At 67.2% G+C, this 17,915-nt stretch carries 15 protein-coding genes; 6 read left to right on the forward strand and 9 right to left on the reverse strand.

Annotated elements, in window-relative coordinates; translation table 11 throughout:
* The first annotated feature begins 53 nt into the window (after positions 1-53).
* Positions 54-965: a DMT family transporter gene (locus tag DRW48_RS08200; RefSeq protein WP_241963207.1), complete on the forward strand. Its 912-nt coding sequence runs from the start codon at positions 54-56 to the stop codon at positions 963-965.
* Positions 966-981: 16 nt separating this feature from the next.
* Here DRW48_RS08200 and betA read toward each other — a convergent pair whose 3' ends face one another.
* From betA to betI, 3 genes are read right to left on the reverse strand one after another with little or no spacing between them, the layout of a single operon-like run.
* A complete protein-coding gene (betA, locus tag DRW48_RS08205; protein ID WP_114075987.1) occupies positions 982-2,661 on the reverse strand; it encodes a choline dehydrogenase in 1,680 nt (559 codons plus the stop codon).
* Positions 2,658-4,094 (reverse strand): betaine-aldehyde dehydrogenase, encoded by a 1,437-nt coding sequence (gene betB, locus DRW48_RS08210; RefSeq protein ID WP_114077451.1) that lies wholly within the window; start codon positions 4,092-4,094, stop codon positions 2,658-2,660. The genes betA and betB overlap by 4 nt, the downstream gene beginning before the upstream one ends.
* 17 nt (positions 4,095-4,111) lie before the next feature.
* Complete coding sequence (betI, locus tag DRW48_RS08215) at positions 4,112-4,681, reverse strand: choline-binding transcriptional repressor BetI (protein ID WP_114075988.1); 570 nt, start codon at positions 4,679-4,681, stop codon at positions 4,112-4,114.
* A gap of 90 nt (positions 4,682-4,771) precedes the next feature.
* Here betI and choX point away from each other — a divergent pair, with 90 nt between their 5' ends.
* The 3 genes from choX (at position 4,772) to choV (ending at position 7,879) form a co-directional block, all read left to right on the forward strand.
* Positions 4,772-5,725 (forward strand): choline ABC transporter substrate-binding protein, encoded by a 954-nt coding sequence (choX, locus tag DRW48_RS08220; protein WP_114075989.1) that lies wholly within the window; start codon positions 4,772-4,774, stop codon positions 5,723-5,725.
* A 274-nt stretch (positions 5,726-5,999) separates the two neighbouring features.
* Complete coding sequence (gene choW, locus DRW48_RS08225; protein ID WP_114077452.1) at positions 6,000-6,833, forward strand: choline ABC transporter permease subunit; 834 nt, start codon at positions 6,000-6,002, stop codon at positions 6,831-6,833.
* Entirely contained in the window at positions 6,830-7,879 is a 1,050-nt protein-coding gene (gene choV, locus DRW48_RS08230; RefSeq protein WP_241963208.1) for a choline ABC transporter ATP-binding protein, read from the forward strand. Before choW ends, choV begins: the two co-directional genes overlap by 4 nt.
* Before the next feature lie 149 nt (positions 7,880-8,028).
* Here choV and DRW48_RS08235 read toward each other — a convergent pair whose 3' ends face one another.
* On the reverse strand, positions 8,029-9,168 hold the full coding sequence (locus DRW48_RS08235; protein WP_114075991.1) for an OmpP1/FadL family transporter: 1,140 nt from the start codon (positions 9,166-9,168) through the stop codon (positions 8,029-8,031).
* A gap of 242 nt (positions 9,169-9,410) precedes the next feature.
* On the opposite strand from DRW48_RS08235, the gene guaB reads away from it, so the two are divergent.
* On the forward strand, positions 9,411-10,859 hold the full coding sequence (gene guaB, locus DRW48_RS08240; RefSeq protein ID WP_114075992.1) for an IMP dehydrogenase: 1,449 nt from the start codon (positions 9,411-9,413) through the stop codon (positions 10,857-10,859).
* Between the two features lie 149 nt (positions 10,860-11,008).
* Here guaB and ugpC read toward each other — a convergent pair whose 3' ends face one another.
* From ugpC to ugpB, 4 genes are all read right to left on the reverse strand, one after another.
* Positions 11,009-12,040 (reverse strand): sn-glycerol-3-phosphate ABC transporter ATP-binding protein UgpC, encoded by a 1,032-nt coding sequence (gene ugpC, locus DRW48_RS08245; protein WP_114075993.1) that lies wholly within the window; start codon positions 12,038-12,040, stop codon positions 11,009-11,011.
* A gap of 1 nt (position 12,041) precedes the next feature.
* Entirely contained in the window at positions 12,042-12,890 is an 849-nt protein-coding gene (ugpE, locus tag DRW48_RS08250; protein ID WP_114075994.1) for a sn-glycerol-3-phosphate ABC transporter permease UgpE, read from the reverse strand.
* Positions 12,890-13,768 carry a sn-glycerol-3-phosphate ABC transporter permease UgpA gene (ugpA, locus tag DRW48_RS08255; RefSeq protein ID WP_114075995.1) on the reverse strand — a complete coding sequence of 293 codons (879 nt, stop codon included), beginning with the start codon at positions 13,766-13,768 and terminating at the stop codon, positions 12,890-12,892. Before ugpA ends, ugpE begins: the two co-directional genes overlap by 1 nt.
* Positions 13,769-13,834: 66 nt before the next feature.
* Positions 13,835-15,148 (reverse strand): sn-glycerol-3-phosphate ABC transporter substrate-binding protein UgpB, encoded by a 1,314-nt coding sequence (ugpB, locus tag DRW48_RS08260; protein WP_114075996.1) that lies wholly within the window; start codon positions 15,146-15,148, stop codon positions 13,835-13,837.
* A 277-nt stretch (positions 15,149-15,425) separates the two neighbouring features.
* Between ugpB and DRW48_RS16280 the strand changes: the two genes are divergently transcribed.
* A complete protein-coding gene (locus tag DRW48_RS16280) occupies positions 15,426-16,571 on the forward strand; it encodes a lysozyme family protein (protein WP_241963209.1) in 1,146 nt (381 codons plus the stop codon).
* Between the two features lie 122 nt (positions 16,572-16,693).
* Here the strand turns inward: DRW48_RS16280 and DRW48_RS08270 are convergent, their stop codons facing one another.
* Positions 16,694-17,911: a zinc ABC transporter substrate-binding protein gene (locus DRW48_RS08270; RefSeq protein WP_114075997.1), complete on the reverse strand. Its 1,218-nt coding sequence runs from the start codon at positions 17,909-17,911 to the stop codon at positions 16,694-16,696.
* Positions 17,912-17,915 lie beyond the last annotated feature (4 nt).

Genomic DNA, 17,915 nt, shown 5'->3' on the forward strand with positions numbered 1-17,915 from the left:
TTTGATGCGCGCCTCCCCTTGCCCCCGTCAGCGGCCTGCGGCAGGTCGGCGACATGGCGCAAGCACCCCAGACCCCCCGCAATGACCTTATCGGTGTCGGCTGGATGCTCGCCACCGGCCTGACCTTCGTGGCCATGAACGGCATTGTGCGCCATCTCGGCACCGGATTGCCGGCCGCCGAGAACGCGTTCCTACGCTTTGCCTTTGGCCTGCCGCTGTTCCTACCCACGCTGATCCCGGCGCTGCGCCGCGGCTTTCCCCGTGACCTCTGGGCCGGCTTTGCGCTGCGCGGGGCACTGCACTGCCTTGGCGTCATCGGGTGGTTCTACGCGATGGCGCATATTTCGCTCGCCGAGGTGACGGCCATTGGCTACGTCAACCCCGTCCTCGTCACCATCGGCGCCGCGCTGTTGATGGGCGAGCGGCTGAGTTGGCGGCGCATGGTGGCGATCGGGGTGGCGCTGGTCGGCATGCTGATCGTGCTGCGGCCCGGCCTGCGGGCGCTGGGCAGCGGCCATCTGGCGCAGCTCTGCGCGGCGGCGATGTTCGCCGCGAGCTATCTGATCGCAAAGCGGCTGGTCGAGCGCACCTCGCCCGCAGTCGCCGTGGCGATGATGACCGCCACGGTCACGCTGGCGCTTGCGCCGATTGCCGCCGCCGTCTGGGTGCCGCCGGAACCGTGGCACTACCGATGGCTGCTGCTGGCGGCAGGAATGGGCAGCCTCGGCCATTACTTCATGGCTCGGGCCTTTGCCGTGGCGCCAATGACGGTGACGCAACCGGTCACCTTCCTGCAACTGATCTGGGCCAGCCTGCTGGGCACGATTGTGTTTGGCGATCAGGTGGACCTGTTCGTGATCCTCGGCGGGGGGCTGATGATCGGCGCGGTCAGCTACATCACCTGGCGCGAGGCGGCGCGGCGCAGCCCCATCACGCCGCCGATCGACGTTGCCAAGGGCGCCTGAGGCGCCGCGGGGCGCCCTAGCGCTGCGCCACCCGCCAATCCTGCGGCATCTCCGGGCCCAGGTTCGAAGGCGCCAGCATGCCGCGGCCAAGAATATGATCGGCGACCTTTTCCCCGACCATGATCGACGGCCCGTTCAGGTTGCCATTGGTGACCCGCGGAAAGACCGAGCTGTCGGCCACCCGCAGCCCCTCGACGCCGATCACCCGCGCTTCGGGGTCAACGACCGCCAGCGGATCGCTGACGGCTCCCATGCGGGCCGTGCCGCAGGGGTGATAGGCGCTCTCGACATGCTGGCGCAGGAAATCGTCCAGCGCTGCATCGCTCTGCAGATTTTCCCCCGGCTGGATCTCGCCGCCCATGAAGGGCGCCATTGCCGGCTGGCCCATGATCTCGCGCGTCAGGCGGATGGCGCGGCGAAAATCGCGCCAGTCGTCCTCATGGCTCATGTAGTTGAAGCGGATCTCGGGCGCGGATTCGGGGGCTGGGCCTGACAGGCGTACGGTGCCGCGCGACTTGGACCGCATGGGGCCGACATGGGCCTGGAACCCATGACCCACGGCTGCCGCCTTGCCGTCATAGCGCACGGCAAGCGGCAGGAAATGATACTGGATGTCGGGATACTCGACCCCTGCGGCCGAGCGGATGAAGCCGCAGGCCTCGAACTGATTCGACGCGCCGAGCCCACGTCCCGTGGCCAGCCATTGCGCGCCGATGCGGGCCTTGCCCCACAGGTTCCAGTGCTTGAACAGCGTCACCGGCTGGCTGGCGGCGAACTGCATGTATATTTCCAGATGGTCCTGCAGGTTGCCGCCGACCCCCGCGCGGTCGGCCAGAACCGGGATGCCATGCGCCGCCAGATGCGCCGCCGGGCCGATGCCCGACAGCATCAGCAGCTTGGGGGTGTTGATCGACGAGGCCGAAAGGATCACCTCACGCCCGGCCTTGATCCGGCCGCCCCCGGCCATCGCGATCCCAGTGGCACGCCGGCCGTCGAAGGTGACGCGCGCCGCGAAGCCGCGGATCACCCGCAGCCGACCGGTCTTTTGCGCCGGGCGCAGATAGGCATTGGCGGCGGACCAGCGGCGGCCCTGCCAGATGGTCGCCTCCATGGGACCGAACCCCTCCTGCCGGGCGCCGTTGTAATCGTCGGTGACGGCGTAGCCGGCCTCGGCCCCGGCGGCGATAAAGGCGTTGAACAGCGGATTACTGCGCGGCCCGCGCGTAACGTGCAGTGGCCCGCTGCGGCCGCGATAGGCGGCGTCGGGCGCGTCCTCGGGGCCGTGCCAACTCTCCATGCGCTGGAAATAGGGCAACACGTCGGCATAACCCCAGCCGGCCGCGCCGACCTCGGCCCAGTGGTCGTAATCCCGCGCATGGCCGCGGACATAGACCATGCCGTTGATCGAGGACGAGCCGCCCAGCACCCTGCCGCGCGGCGTCGCAAGGCGTCGGCCGCCCAGATGCGGCTCGGGCTGGGACTGAAAGCCCCAGTCATAGATGCGCATGTTCATCGGATAGCTCAGCGCCGCCGGCATCCGGATGAAGGGGCCAGCGTCGCTGCCACCCGCCTCGATCAGGGCGACGGTGTGGCCGGCCTCGGTCAGGCGATAAGCCAGCGCGCAGCCGCCCGATCCCGCGCCGACGATGACGTAGTCGGCCGAGACATCGGCGCGGGGCTGAAATCCGGCGCTCATACCGGGGCCTCGACGCCGCCCATGCCGACATAGACGGTCTTGACCTGGCTGTAATGCTCGATCGCGGCGGCCGCGTTCTCGCGCCCGATGCCCGATTGCTTGACGCCGCCGAAGGGCATCTCGACCGGGGTCAGGTTATAGGCGTTGATCCAGACCGTGCCCGCCTCGAACCCGGCGGCGACGCGGTGGGCGCGGGCCAGATCGCGGGTAAAGACACCGGCGGCGAGGCCAAAGGGTAGGGCGTTCGCGCGCGCCAACGCCTCCTCTTCGGTGGTAAAGGTCAGCGCGGTCAGCACCGGGCCGAAGATCTCGCTGGTTGCGAGCGGATTGGCGTCATCGGCAACAAACACGGTGGGCGGCACGAAGGGTCCGTCGCCGGGGCCACCGCAGACCAACCGCGCGCCAGAGGCAATGCCGGCATTGACCGCCGCACGCACCTTGGCCGCGTGCCCGGCCGAGACCAGCGGGCCGAGTTGCGTTGCCTCGTCGCGCGGATCGCCGGCGACAAGCTCGCCCGCTCGCGCGGCGAGGCGGTCCAGAAACCGCTCGGCGATACCCTCCTGGACGAAAACCCGCGTGCCGTTCGAGCAGACCTGTCCGGTCGAATAAAAATTCGCCAGGATCGCCGCGCCGACCGCATCCTCCAGATCGGCGTCGTCGAACACGATCAGCGGGGATTTTCCGCCCAGTTCCATCGTGACATGGCGCATGCCGCTGGCGGCCTCGGCATAGACCTTGCGTCCGGTCTCGACCGAACCGGTCAGCGAGACCTTGGCAATGCGCGGATCGCCCAGAAGTGCCGCGCCCAGATCGCGCCCGCCGTTCAGCACCTGGAAGACCCCGGGCGGCAGCCCGGCCTCGGCGAGAATTTCGGCCAGTTTCAACGCGCCGAGCGGCGTTTCCTCGGACGGCTTGAAGACCATCGCGTTGCCCATCGCCAACGCAGGCGCGGCTTTCCAGCAGGCGATCTGGCTGGGATAGTTCCACGCGCCGATGCCGAGGCAGACGCCCAGCGCCTCGCGCCGGGTATAGGCCCAGTCGGTGCCCAAGGGGATGTGCTGGCCGGTGATCGCGGCGGCAAGGCCGCCAAAGAACTCCAGCGCATCCGCGCCGGAGGGCCAGTCGGCCACCCGCGTTTCCTGGATCGGCTTGCCGGTATCCAGCGTCTCAAGCTGTGCCAGCTCTTCGGCGCGGGCGCGAATCAGGCGCGCAGCCTCGGTCAGGATGCGGCCGCGCTCGACCGGACGGCGCGCCGCCCATTCAGGCTGCGCGCGGGCGGCAGCGGCGAGGGCGGCCTCAATCTGCGGGGCGGCGGCCTCATTCAGGGTAGCGATGACGCTGGCATCATAGGGGAAGCGGACCTCCAACGCGGGTCCGGTGCCCTCGACGGCGCGGCCGTCGATCCAGTGGCTCGCCATTGGTTGAGCGATCATGTCACGGTCCGGTTTCATCAGCGCAGGGCCTCGTCGAGATAGTTGGCGCAGAGCGCCAGCGCGGCGCGGCTGTCGATTCGGTCGGGGCTGAGGGCGGCGCGCAGATAGACGCCGTCGATCAGCGCGCCCAGCGTCTCGGCAATCGCCTCGGGGCGCGGGGTCAGGGCCCGCAGGCTGGCGCGCAGGTTGGACCGCAGGCGGCCATGATAGACCCGCAGCAGGCGCCGCGCCTCGGGGTTGGTCTGCGCCAGCGTGTAAAAGTTCAGCCAGGCGGCAACGGTGTCCCGGCTGAAGTTTTCCGCGTCGAAACTGGCCTGCAAGACGGCGTCAAGGCGCGCGCGAGGCTGCGCCGCGCCCGTGCCGGCGCTGCGCACCGCGCGGCCGTAATTCCCAAGGATATGACGCATGGCGGCCAGGAAGATCTGGTCCTTGGAGCCGAAATAGTGATGCGCCAGTGCCGGCGACATGCCCGCGCTGCGCGCGATTTGCGCGACGGTCACGTCGAGCGTGCCGGCGCGGCCCACAGCCTCGATCGCGGCATTGATCAATGCCGCCTTTCGGATAGGCTCGGCCCCAAGCTTGGGCATGGACGTCGTTCCCTCGGGCAAAATTGGTTGCATTTCGCTGCTAGCGCGCCATTGATTGGCGCGTCAATCAACAAAAACGTGGAGACTGGCATGTCCCTTTCGCCCATCCGCCGCAAGATCGGCCTCGGCCTTGTCGCGCTCGCCGCCCTGGCTGGCCCCGCCGCGGCTGGCGATCCCGCGAGTTGCAAGAAGATCACCTTTGCCGATGTCGGCTGGTCCGACATCAGTGCCACGACCGGGCTTGCGACGACCGTGCTGAAGGCGCTGGGCTACGACACCGAGGTCAAGGTCCTGTCGGTTCCGGTGACCTACACGGGCCTGTCCACCGGCGATATCGACGTGTTCCTGGGCAACTGGATGCCGACGATGGAGGCGGACCTCAAACCCTATGCCGACTCCAAGACCGTCGACACGGTGCGGGTCAACCTGACCGGGGCGAAGTACACTCTGGCGACGAATGCCCCTGGCGCCGCGCTGGGACTGGATGACTTCAGCAAGATCGCCGGCGCAAAGGATGCTCTGGGCGGCAAGATCTTCGGCATCGAGCCGGGTAATGACGGCAACCGCCTGCTGCTGGAAATGGTGGCGGACGACAAGTTCGGCCTCGGCGGGTTCGAGGTGGTCGAAAGCTCCGAGCAGGGGATGCTGGCGCAGGTGGCCCGCGCCGATCAGGAGGGCAAGCCGATTGTCTTCCTCGGGTGGGAGCCGCATCCGATGAATACGAAGTACAAGATGACTTACCTGGCCGGCGGCGACGAGGTGTTCGGCCCCAACCTCGGCGGCGCCGAGGTGCGCACCAACACCCGTGCAGGTTATGTCTCGGAATGCCCCAATGTCGGCAAGTTCCTGCAAAACCTGGAATTCACCCTGCCGATGGAAAACACGGTCATGGGCAAGATCCTCGACGACGGGATGGACCCGGCCGCCGCTGCGACCGATTTCCTCAAGGCCGACCCAGGCGTTGCCGACGCCTGGCTAAAGGATGTCACGACGTTCGACGGTGGCGACGCGAAGGCCGCGCTGACCGCCGCGCTGGGGGGCTGATGGCGGGGCTGGACAGGCCGGCGTCCCTCCCTCCGACGGCGCCCGTCGCGCTGCTGGTATGGTCCGGAGGCGCTGCTGTTGCCGGGCGCGCCCGGCCCGGCACAACCGCAGCCGTCCGCGGGGGCCCATTGCGCAGGGTCAAGACCCTGCTGACCGCGCCGGAGGTCAGGGGTCTGGGGGACCTGCGCGAACCACCCTGTGCCGCAGGCCCGCAGAGGGCCACGGGCAACCATTTCGACTTTCCGCAAGGGGGGGCGTGATGGCGGACCCGTTGATGAATTTGGTCACCGAATGGAAGATACCCGTCGGAAAGACCGCAAAGGCCGCTTTTGACTGGCTGAAAGGCCACGCGGCGCCGGTGTTCGACGCCATATCCAGCGCGCTCGAGCACCTGATCGCGGGGGTGCTGTGGCTGCTGGAAACGCCGCATCCCTTCATCCTGATCGCCATTGCCGTTGGCATCACCTGGGCGGTGCAGAGGCGGATCGGCACCTGCATCCTCGTCGCGCTGGGGCTGCTGTTTATCCTCAACCAAGGCTACTGGGACGAGACGATGCAGTCGCTGACGCTGGTGCTGTCGGCCTGCGTGGTGTGCATGGCGCTGGGCGTGCCGCTGGGCATCGCCGCGGCCCATCGTCCGCGCCTCTTTCAGGCGATGCGGCCGGTGCTGGACCTGATGCAGACCCTGCCGACCTTTGTCTACCTGATCCCGGCCATCGTGTTCTTTGGCATCGGCATGGTGCCGGGCCTGATCGCCACCGTCATCTTTGTGCTGCCCGCGCCGATCCGCCTGACCCATCTGGGCATCAGCTCGACCCCGGTCGCGCTGGTCGAGGCGGGACGAGCCTTTGGCGCCACCGGGCGGCAGTTGCTGTGGAAGGTGGAACTACCCTCGGCGCTACCGCAGATCATGGCGGGCCTGAACCAGACGATCATGCTGTCGCTGTCGATGGTGGTCATCGCCGCGCTGGTCGGGGCCAGCGGTCTGGGCGTGCCCGTGGTGCGGGCGCTGAACAGCGTGAACACCGCGTTGGGCTTCGAAAGCGGATTCATCATCGTCGTGGTGGCGATCATCCTCGACCGGATGCTGCGGATGGAGCGGTCATGATGGATGCCAGCACACCTCCCGCAACGCCGGACGTCCGCCCGCCTGCCGTGGTGTTCGACAATGTCTCGATTGTGTTTGGCAACGACCCTGCCAAGGCGCTGCCCCTGATGGACGGCGGCCTCGACCGGGCCGAGATCAAGGCCCGCACCGGACAGGTGCTGGGCGTTCACAACTGCGACCTGACCGTTCCCGAGGCCGAGATCCTGGTGCTGATGGGTCTCTCGGGCAGCGGCAAGTCGACCTTGCTCCGCGCGGTCAACGCCCTGAACCCGGTCTGCCGGGGCGAGGTGCGGATCAGCGACGGGCACGGGGGAATGGTCAGCGTGACGGCCGCCAACCGCGCCCGCCTGCGCGAGATCCGCCTCAACCGCGTGTCGATGGTGTTCCAGCAATTCGGCCTGCTGCCGTGGCGCACCGTGCGCCAGAATGTGGGCTTGGGGATGGAACTTGCGGGTGTGCCCGCGGCCGAATGCGCCGCGCGCACCGATGCCCAGTTGCAGACCGTCGGGCTGTCGGACTGGGCCGATCGCAGGGTCGGCGATCTGTCGGGCGGCATGCAGCAGCGCGTCGGCCTCGCCCGCGCCTTTGCGACCGAGGCGCCGATCCTGCTGATGGACGAGCCGTTCAGCGCGCTCGATCCGCTCATCCGCACCCGGCTGCAGGACGAGCTTTTGGAATTGCAGGCCCGCACCCGGCGCACCATCGTCTTTGTGAGCCACGACCTCGACGAGGCATTTAAGCTGGGCAACCGCATCGCCCTGATGGAGGGCGGACGCATCGTCCAGTTCGGCACGCCGCGCGACATCGTGGCTGCGCCCGCCAACGGCTATGTCCAGGACTTCGTGGCCAATATGAACCCGATCGGCGTTCTGACCGCGACCGACATGGCTGAGGATGGCGAGGCCGCTGGCACGGCGCTGCCGCGCGACTTGCCGGCCCGCGACGTGATGCAGGCGCTGGGCGAAGTCGAGGCCCTGCCGCTCGAGGGCGGCGGCCGGGTGACGCGGGCAGGTGTGCTGCGCCGGCTTGTCCACCCGCAGGGGTAATCCCCGCAAGCGGGATTGGCGCCATCAGCCGTGGGGTTGGCGGGGTTTGCCTTATTGCCAGCTTTGGGGGCGCGGGTCCAAGCGCCGCAGGGCCAGGTCAAAAAAAGCGCCGCCCTTTCGGGGCGGCGCATTCCTCATGCTTGAGCCGATCAGAACGAGTAACCGACGCGCACCCCGACCCCGAGGATCGAGTTGTCCTTCATGTTCGCATAGGTCGTCTCGCCGCGGCCGACCGCCGCGTCGCCCAGCCGCGAATAGCTGACAATGCCGGTTACCTTCATCGCGCCCTGCGTGTAGCTGGCGCCGAGCGAGATGCCCTTGCGGCCGTTGTAGGGGGCCAGGGGCGACAGCGGCTCGTCGTTCTTGGGCTCGTAGACGACGGCCATCAGACCCGACCAGTTGTCGTTGAACTTGCGCCCGACGCCGAGGGTGTAGGTGATCGTGTCATCCAGCGAAACGATGCCCTCGGTGATGCCGGCGCCGCGCGGCGGCGGGACGGTCAGGAAGGCCGGCTTGACCTTGAACTCGGACCATTTGACCCACCGGACCGAGCCGAACAGCAGCGTGTCGGCGGCGATGCCCGTCTGCCCCTCGAGGTTCCAGGAACGCGGGGTCGTGACCTCGGTTGTGGTCTGGCCGCCCAGCGGTACCCGCGCGCCACCCGCCAGCGGCGAGGTGATCGATTCGTTGGTGTCGAAATCATGCGAGATTTCCGACTGGTAGGTCAGCGAGACACGGGCTGCGATGTCCGGCCGCTCCCACGATACGCCCGCCAGCCAGCCGGTGCCCCAACTGGTGTCCAGGTCGGCCCGATAGGTTGACAGTGGACCATAGCCGGCGCCGACCAGATCGACGGTGCCACTGGCGCGCGAGGCGCGGATACCGGCGTGAACGCCGATGTTGTTGTCGGCCTTGTAGCGGACGATCCCTGTGAACGTCGCCGAAGAGACCTCGGCCTTCGTGCCCCCCAGCACGACCGAGCGACCCGCAGGGTAGACCACGTCAGAGCCGAACGGCGTCTCGACCAGAAAGGCGGCAGACCAGTGATCGTTGATCTGCGTCTTGTAGGCGAACCCGCCAAAGCTGTAGCTCTTGCCCACGCTGCCCGTGCGGAAGCCGGCAACATCAGTGCCATCGACCCGCGGATTGGCATGGCCAAAGCTGAACTCGGCATAGTTGCCCGGCTCGAAGATCGCGTTGATCGATTGCGGCGCGCGCTCGATCCCGCCGGCGAACAGTGGTGCAGCGGTCATCAGCAATGCCGCGACGCTACCCAGGGTCGTTTTCATTAATGTCCCTCCCATTGCGCGCATGGCATCTTTCCGCCGACGCGCGTTCAGACAGGCTGCCCGGCGGCAGGTCTTTCGGTCAATCACAACTGTGGCGTGACGCCGCGTCGGCTTTCGCAACCCGCTGGCGGCGTTGCGGCGCCGCAACGGCCAGGGCTTCCAAACCCGCCGATCGCCGCTGGACTTCGCCCCCGGTGCGTGAAACAGCAAACCGCCAAACGGACCCATGCACGGAGCGCGCCATGCAGATTCGAGAGGCTTTGACATTCGACGATGTTCTGCTGGTGCCGGCTGCATCAACCGTGCTGCCGGCCGGCGCGGATGTCGCGACCTTTGTCACCCGCAACATCCGGCTGAACATCCCGCTGTTGTCCTCGGCCATGGACACGGTCACGGAGAGCCGCATGGCGATTGCCATGGCCCAGGCGGGCGGGCTGGGGGTAATTCACCGCAACCTCGGGATCGAGGCGCAGGCCGACGAAGTCCGGCGTGTGAAACGGTTCGAGAGCGGGATCGTCTTCAACCCCATAACCCTGTCCCCGGACCAGACGCTGGCCGATGCCAAGGCGTTGCAGGCCCAATATAATGTGACCGGCTTTCCAGTGGTCGACGGGGCGGGCCGGGTGGTCGGTATCGTCACTAACCGCGACATGCGCTTTGCCAGCGACGATGCGACCCCGGTGCGGGTCATGATGACCTCTGACAACCTCGCCATGCTGGACGAGCCGGCCGATCTTGAGAGCGCCAAGAGCCTGATGAAGGCCCGGCGGATCGAAAAGCTGCTGGTGACCGACGGGCAGGGCAAGCTGACCGGCCTTCTGACGCTGAAGGACACCGAAAAGGCTGTCTTGAACCCGCAGGCGTGCAAGGACGAGATGGGCCGCCTGCGCGTCGCTGCCGCCTCGACCGTCGGTAACGAGGGGTTCGAGCGGTCCTGCGCGCTGATCGAGGCCGGGGTCGACATGGTAGTGATCGACACCGCCCATGGCCATTCCGAAGGCGTCGCCATGGCGGTCGAGCGGGTCAAGCAATTCTCGAACAACGTGCAGGTGGTGGCCGGCAACGTCGCCACGGCCGAGGCGACCCGGGCGCTGATCGGCGCGGGGGCCGATGCGGTGAAGGTCGGGATCGGGCCCGGCAGCATCTGCACCACGCGCATCGTCGCCGGCGTCGGCGTGCCGCAACTGACGGCGATCATGGACGCAGCCTCGGGCGCGGGGGACGTTCCCATCATCGCCGATGGCGGCATCAAGTATTCCGGCGATTTCGCCAAGGCGATTGCCGCCGGGGCGTCCTGCGCCATGGTCGGCAGCGCGATAGCCGGCACCGACGAAGCGCCGGGCGAGTTGATCCTCTACCAGGGCCGATCCTACAAATCCTATCGCGGCATGGGCAGCCTTGGCGCCATGGCCCGCGGCAGCGCCGACCGCTATTTCCAGAAGGACGCCGCCTCGGACAAGCTGGTCCCCGAGGGGATCGAGGGGCAGGTGCCCTACAAGGGGTCCGTCGCAGCGGTCATTCACCAGATGGTTGGCGGCCTTCGCGCCGCGATGGGCTACACCGGCCACGCCACCGTCGAGAGCATGAAGGGCGGCTGCGAGTTCGTCCGTATCACCGGCGCGGGCCTGCAGGAAAGCCACGTCCATGATGTGCAGATCACGCGGGAATCGCCCAACTATCGGGTCGGGTAGGGCTGGTCAGCCCGGCAGGTTGCGAGGCGCGAGGGCCGGTCCTTGGGGCCGGCCTCATGCGTAGGGAAGCGGGGTGCTGGGCAGGTTTAGGATGCGGACCAATGGCCCGCCCCAGACGCCCGACCATGCCGGGACGTCCCCCGTGCCGCCTAGACGCCCGCCATCTGCGGCACCGGCACGCCCTCGCGGCGCTTGCCGGTCAGGGCGTCGAACAGATGCAGCGCCGCGGGATCAGCGCGCAGTTGCAGGCGGTCGGACAGCGGCATGTCGGGTGGCAGCGTCACGGCCAACGGCTCGCCGGCGACCGTGCCATGCACCAGCCGCTGCGGTCCCAGTTCTTCGATGGCGGTGATCGTCAACTCGATCGGGCCGCCCGCAGCCGGAACCAGGTCCTCGGGGCGCACGCCCAGGATCGCGTCGGGCAAGCCCATCTGCGGCAGCGCGGCGGTCGGGATCAGGTTCATCGGCGGTGCGCCGATAAAGCCCGCGACAAAGACCGAGGCGGGCCGGCGATAAACCTCGAGCGGCGTTCCGATCTGCTCGACCGCGCCTGCGTTCAGGACCACCAGACGGTCGGCCAGGGTCATCGCCTCGATCTGGTCATGCGTTACATAAAGGGCCGTGGTCCGCAGCCGGCGCTGCAGTGCCTTGATCTCCAGCCGCATGGCGCCGCGCAGTTTCGCGTCGAGGTTCGAGAGCGGCTCGTCGAACAGGAACGCCGCCGGCTCGCGCACGATGGCGCGACCCATCGCGACGCGCTGGCGCTGTCCCCCGGACAGCGCGCGCGGGCGGCGGTCCAGGTAGGGCCCAAGTTGCAGCATCCGCGCGGCCTCGTCGACGCGGCGGGCAATCTCGTCCTTGGGCGTGCGGCGGTTGCGCAGCCCGTAGGCCAGATTGTCGCGCACCGACATATGCGGGTAGAGCGCGTAGTTCTGGAACACCATGGCGATGTCACGGTCGGCCGGCTCGACATCGTTCACGACGCGCCCGCCGATGGTGACCGTGCCGTCGGTGATAGCCTCGAGGCCCGCGACCATGCGCAGCAAGGTCGATTTGCCGCAGCCGGACGGGCCAACCAGCACGACGAATTCGCCGTCGGCTACGTCGAGGTCGACATCGCCGACCGCGCGGGTACCGCCAGGATAGACCTTGCCGAGCCCGTCAAGAGTGATCTGCGCCACGTTACTTCTCCGTATCGACCAGGCCCTTGACGAACAGGCGCTGCATAAACACGATCACCAGCAGGGGCGGCAGCACCGCCAGCACGGCGGTCGCCATGACCAGATGCCACTGCGGCTGCGCGTCGGCGACATCGGCCATACGCTTGATGCCGGCGACGATGGTGTACTTGCTGCTGCTCGTCGTGACCAGAAGCGGCCACAGGTACTGGTTCCAGCCATAGATGAACATGATCACGAACAGCGCCGCGATATTGGTGCGCGACAGCGGCAGCAGGATGTCGCGAAAGAACTTCATCGGCCCCGCGCCGTCGATCCGCGCCGCCTCCGTCAACTCGTCCGGCATGGTCAGGAACACCTGCCGGAAGAGGAAAGTCGCGGTGGCGCTGGCGATCAGTGGGATCGAGAGGCCCGCATAGGTGTTCAGCATCCCGAGGTCCGCGACCACTTTGTAAGTCGGCACGATCCGCACCTCGACCGGCAGCATCAGCGTGGCAAAAATGATCCAGAATGCTGCCATGCGGAACGGAAAGCGGAAATAGACGATGGCGAATGCGGATATGATCGAGATCGCGATCTTTCCCAACGCGATCGAGAGCGCCATGATCAGGCTGTTGCCGAGCATCCGCCCGACCGGCGGCATGCCGCTGCTGCTGACGCCGGTGCTGAACATGTGGCCATAGTTCTCGATCAGGTTCGGCCCCGGCAACATCGGCACCACGCCGGACATGAAGTCATTCGGCCCGTGGGTCGAGGCGACAAAGGCCAGCCATAGCGGCATGGCGACGATGGCGACGCCAAAGATGAGCACGAGATGGGCGAGGAAGTTCAGAAACGGGCGATCCTCGACCATCAGTAGGCCACCCGCTTTTCGATCCAGCGGAACTGGATGACGGTCAGGACGATGACGATCAGCATCAGGATCACCGATTGTGCGGCCGAGCTGCCCAGGTTCTGGCCGATGAAGCCGTCGAACCAGACCTTGTAGACCAGGATGTTGGTGGACTGCGCCGGCCCGCCCTCGGTGGTGGCGTCGATCACGCCAAAGGTCTCGAACATGGCGTAGACGATGTTGACCACCATCAGGAAGAACGTGGTCGGCGACAGCAGGGGCAGGGTGATGGTCACGAAGCGTTTCAGCGGCCCGGCCCGGTCGATGGCGGCCGCCTCATAAAGACTCTGCGGGATCGACTGCAGCCCTGCGACAAAGAACAGGAAGCTGTAGCTGATGCGGCTCCATGCGCTGGCGAGGACGATCAGGATCATCGCATCGCGTGGCCGCGAGAGGTGATTCCAGTCATAGCCGACGCCCTTCAGCACATAAGGCAGGATGCCGACCGTGGGGTTGAAGATGAACCACCACAGGATGCCCGCGACCGCAGGTGCGACCGCGTAGGGCCAGATCAACAGCGTGGTGTAAAAGCGCCCCGAGCGGATCAGGCGGTCAACGGCGAGGGCCATGACCAATGCGACGACGAGGGACAGCATTGTGGTCGAGACTGCAAAGATCGCGGTGGCCTTGAAGGAGTTGAGGTATTCCGGGCTGCGCGCCAGGGCTGTGTAGTTCGCAAGCCCCACGAAGCTGGAGTTGAGGCCGAACGCATCCTCGCGCAGAAAGCTTTGGCGGACGGCCTGGGCCGCGGGCCAGATGAAAAAGATCAGGGTCACAGCAAGCTGGGGCGCCAGCAGCAGCCACGGAAGCAGCCGGTTGCCAAAGAGTGCACGCTTCATCGTCGGGCTTTCGCAAAAGCGCGGGGCCGGCGCGATGCCAGCCCCGCGGCAGGTCTTTATTGGCGCTTACTTGTTCTGTGCCTCGAACTCTTCCAGCAGTTTGTTGCCGCGCGACACGACAGCGTCAAGCGCGCCCTGCGCGTCCTTCTTGCCGGCCAGCAACTGTTCGAACTCCTCGTCGATGACGGTGCGCACCTGCACGTAGTTGCCGAAGCGCAGGCCCTTGCTGTTCTCGGTCGGCGGGTTAAGCGTCACTTGCTTGATCGCAACCTCGGTGCCGGGGTTCTTGTCGTAGAAGCCCTGGGACTTGCTCAGTTCGTAGGCGGCTTGAGTGATCGGCAGATAGCCCGAGGCCTGATGCCAGTCGGCCTGCACCTCGGGGCTGGACAGGTAGGTGAAGAACTTGGCCGCGCCCTTGTACTCCTCGGCCGGACGACCCTCGAGCACCCACAGGGTGGCACCGCCGATGATGCTGTTCTGCGGCGCGCCGGGCACATCGTCGTAATAGGGCATCATGCCGACGCCGACCTTGAAGTCCTTGGCGTTCGCGATGACCGCCGAGCGCGAGCCCGACGAGTTCATATACATCGCGCATTCCTGGCTGTAGAACATCGGCGGCGCGTTGTCGCCGCCGGTCGGGCCGCCGTATTTGAAGACGCCCTCGTCAGCCCATTTCTTGAGGTTGGCCCAGTGCTTGACCTGCACAGGGCCATTCACTGTCAGGCGCGCCGAGGTGCCACCAAAGCCGTTGGCCTCGGTGCCGATGGGCTGGTTGTGCCAGGCGCTCAGGTTCTCGGTCTGGATCCAACTGATCCAGCCCGAGGTCAGCCCGCAGGCAGAGCCGCCGGCAGCCTTGATCTTGGCGCTGAAATCCTCGAACTCAGCCCAGGTCTTGGGCGGGGTCTCGGGGTCGAGGCCGGCTTTTTCGAACATGTCCTTGTTGTAGTAAAGGACCGGGGTCGAGCTGTTGAAGGGCATCGAGAGCATGTTGCCCTGGGGGTCGGTGTAGTAGCCAACGACTGCCGGCAGGAAGGCCGCCGGATCGAACGGCTCGCCGGCATCGGCCATCATCTGGTAGACCGGCTTGATCGCGCCCTTGGCAGCCATCATCGTGCCGGTGCCGACCTCGAACACCTGGACGATGGCCGGCTGTTGCTTGGCGCGGAAGGCCGCGATGGCAGCGGTCATCGTCTCGGGGTAGCTGCCCTTGTAGCTGGGCACAACGACATAGTCGGACTGACTGTCGTTAAAGCCCTTCACGATTTCTTCCAGTTTCGCACCCAGTTCGCCGCCCATGGCGTGCCACCATTGGATTTCGGTGGCCGCAAAGGTCGGCGTGGCGACCAGGGCCGCAAGACTGGCGACAGCAAATACCCGCAAGACAAATCCTCCTTCAAGAAACTCCCCTGCCCGTTAGCCGTGCATCATGTCAGTGACGTGTCAATCATTCAGTCCATTTTTCCGGGTGCGCGGGGCGGGGCGGGAATGCACGGTATCTTAACCCCTCGGTGCTAGGGATCGCGCGTTCCGCGGGGTGTATCTGGTGCGTTGTTCGACGATTTTGCTGGCCGTGGTAGCCTTGCTTCTCGCGGCTCTTTCGGCCGGGCGCACGGCGGCTAGCCAACCCGCGGCGGCCTGCGAGCGCGCGGCTATTGCAGTGGCCGCTGAAAGCGGCGTCCCGGCCGACATCCTCGGCGCGTTGACCCTCACCGAGACCGGCCGCCGCGCGGACGGCGTCGTGCGCCCTTGGGCGTGGAGCGTCAATGCAGAGGGCAAGGGTACCTGGTTCGACGCCCCCGGCCCGGCGCTTGCCTATGCCGAGGACCGCCTGGCGCAAGGACGGCGCAACCTCGATATCGGGTGTTTTCAACTGAATTATCGCTGGCACGGCGCCGGGTTCGCCTCGGTGTCAGAGATGTTCGACCCGGTGCAGAACGCCCGCTACGCCGCCCGCTTCCTGCGCCAGCTTTATGACGAAAGCGGCGACTGGCGCGCGGCTGCGGGGGCGTTCCACTCGCGCCGGCCGGCGGATGCGCGGAAGTATCTGGCACGCTTTGACGAGTTGCGCGCCGGCTTGCAGCAGCGGGGTTGGGCCGGGCTGATGGGCACGCCCGAGACTTACAACAGCTTTGCCGCCGAAGCCGGGGATGCCGCGGTCACGCCCGGCGGTCTGGTGGGAGTGCTGCACCGCATTGCGGGTGCCGGGCCGGGGTCCGGCAGTTCCGCCGCGAGGCACGGGGCCGTCGAGGTTACTGCGAGCGCGGGTCCGGAGACCGTCCTCGACGGTGGACAGGCCCCCGCGGATGAGGTCGGGGGCGCAATGCCGGCCGACGCGCTGGGTCTCGGGGTCGAGGTGCCCGTGCCGGACGGCGCACAAGGCGGCGGCCTGAATGTTGCGCTGGACAGTGGTGGTTCGAACTCGGGCGGTACCGCACCCGGCGTCTATGACGGGCTTCCCTCTATCGGGTTATCTGCCGGACTTGCTCAGGCGCCGCTTGATGGCACGGCTCCGGGGCAACAGGGCTTGGCTGCGAAAGCGTCCGGCCAATGGCCGCCCCAGCCGCTGCCCGGCGAGGAGATAAGCTTGCAGCAACTCGCCATGGACCTGACCGGCCAATCGGGCGGCAAACCGGCCGCCGGTGCCAGCCGCCGGCACCGCGAATCCCAGGCCGGTACCATGCTGCTGGGCGCAATCCGCGGCAGCGGCGAGGCCGGCGGCGCCGGCTCGCTGGCAGTCCTGGCCGAGGCCCGCGGGCCACTGCTGCAGGGCAGCGCGTCGCTTCTGGCCCGCGGGCAGCCATGATGGGAAGGTCAGGAATGGGACAGAGGCGGCTCTTCGGGCCGCCCCTTTTGCGCGCCTTGGGTGACGCGGGTTTACTTTGTCTCGCGCCGCCTATGCCACGCCGGACGGCGATGATTTCCCGATCAGCCGTGGCAAGCGGTAAACGCCGCAGCCATCTGGCGCAGCAGGTCAGGATAGAGCTGCGGCCCCGGCGTCAGCGTCGCGCCCAGCGGGTCAAGGACCTCGATATTGACGTCCTGGCCCTCGAATACCGTCTCGATCAGTTTCGGATCGAACTGGGGCTCGCGAAACGCGCAGGAGACATGCAGCGAGCGGGCCTTGTCCTGCACCTCTTTCAGCCGCGCCGGGCCGGGCGCCGCGCCGTCGGCCAGGCTGATCGACCCCGCAGCGTTGAGGCCGAAATGCGCCTCGAAATACTGATAGGCATCGTGAAAGACGATGAAGGGCATGCTGGCCAGCGGTGCGAGTTCGGCCTTCAATTGGCCATCGAGGGTCGCGAGCTCCGCCTTGCCGGCCGCCGCATTCGCCGCATAGGCGGCGGCGTTGTGGGGGTCCATCTCCGACAGGGTCCCGGCAATCACGTCCAGCCAGACGCGCGCATTGTCGGGGTCGAGCCAGGCATGGGGATCGCGCCCATCGTGCCCGTGGTCATGATCATGCGCGGTCTCGTCTGCATGGTCATGACCCTCGACCTCCTCTGCGTCCGCATGCGCGTTAGCGTCTGCACCGCCTGCATCGGCCGCGTGGTCGTGCAGCTCGTGGGCGTGTTCGACCGGGTCCCGCGCCCCCTCGGCCCGCGCCCCGCGGTCCTGCTCCTCGCTCGAATGCGCGGCGTGATCATGCGGCTCCTCGGCGTCGTCATGCGCTTCCTCACCATCCGCGGCGTGGTCGTGCGCTTCATCCCCGTGCTCGGCATGGCCATCTCCATGCTCATGCTTCTCGAAGCTCGCGCCCTGTCGAACTGGCAGCACTTCCGTCCCGGGGCTGTCCAGCAGCGGCACGATCCTGGCGTCGCCGGCGAGGGATGTCAGCGGCTTTTCCATCCAGGGCTCCAGCGCCGGTCCAACCCAGAACACCAGGTCCGCTCCGTCGAGGGCCTGCGCCTCGGAGGGGCGCATTGCGTGATCATGCGGCGACGCGCCGGGCGGGAGGATCAATCCCGGCTCGCCCAGTCCCTGCATCACTCGCGCCACCAGCGACTGGACCGGCGTGATATCGGCCACGACGCGCGGCACGGCCGCCGAAGCGGGCAAGGATAGCGCCCCCAGCGCGGCACCGCACAGCCAGAGGGGCGCGGCGCGGCGGGCACGTGATCTGATCGGAAACGGCTGCGGGAGCATCTGG

Origin of the sequence: Paracoccus suum (assembly GCF_003324675.1) — a bacterium.
Classification (GTDB): domain Bacteria; phylum Pseudomonadota; class Alphaproteobacteria; order Rhodobacterales; family Rhodobacteraceae; genus Paracoccus; species Paracoccus suum.

What these genes read in the sequence shown, in the direction of transcription:
- DRW48_RS08200 (WP_241963207.1), top strand. Translation starts at nt 54, where the DNA reads ATGGCGCAAGCACCCCAGACCCCCCGCAATGACCTTATCGGTGTCGGC.
- betA (WP_114075987.1), bottom strand. Translation starts at nt 2,661, where the DNA reads ATGAGCGCCGGATTTCAGCCCCGCGCCGATGTCTCGGCCGACTACGTC.
- betB (WP_114077451.1), bottom strand. Translation starts at nt 4,094, where the DNA reads ATGATCGCTCAACCAATGGCGAGCCACTGGATCGACGGCCGCGCCGTC.
- betI (WP_114075988.1), bottom strand. Translation starts at nt 4,681, where the DNA reads ATGCCCAAGCTTGGGGCCGAGCCTATCCGAAAGGCGGCATTGATCAAT.
- choX (WP_114075989.1), top strand. Translation starts at nt 4,772, where the DNA reads ATGTCCCTTTCGCCCATCCGCCGCAAGATCGGCCTCGGCCTTGTCGCG.
- choW (WP_114077452.1), top strand. Translation starts at nt 6,000, where the DNA reads ATGAATTTGGTCACCGAATGGAAGATACCCGTCGGAAAGACCGCAAAG.
- choV (WP_241963208.1), top strand. Translation starts at nt 6,830, where the DNA reads ATGATGGATGCCAGCACACCTCCCGCAACGCCGGACGTCCGCCCGCCT.
- DRW48_RS08235 (WP_114075991.1), bottom strand. Translation starts at nt 9,168, where the DNA reads ATGAAAACGACCCTGGGTAGCGTCGCGGCATTGCTGATGACCGCTGCA.
- guaB (WP_114075992.1), top strand. Translation starts at nt 9,411, where the DNA reads ATGCAGATTCGAGAGGCTTTGACATTCGACGATGTTCTGCTGGTGCCG.
- ugpE (WP_114075994.1), bottom strand. Translation starts at nt 12,890, where the DNA reads ATGGTCGAGGATCGCCCGTTTCTGAACTTCCTCGCCCATCTCGTGCTC.
- ugpA (WP_114075995.1), bottom strand. Translation starts at nt 13,768, where the DNA reads ATGAAGCGTGCACTCTTTGGCAACCGGCTGCTTCCGTGGCTGCTGCTG.
- DRW48_RS08270 (WP_114075997.1), bottom strand. Translation starts at nt 17,911, where the DNA reads ATGCTCCCGCAGCCGTTTCCGATCAGATCACGTGCCCGCCGCGCCGCG.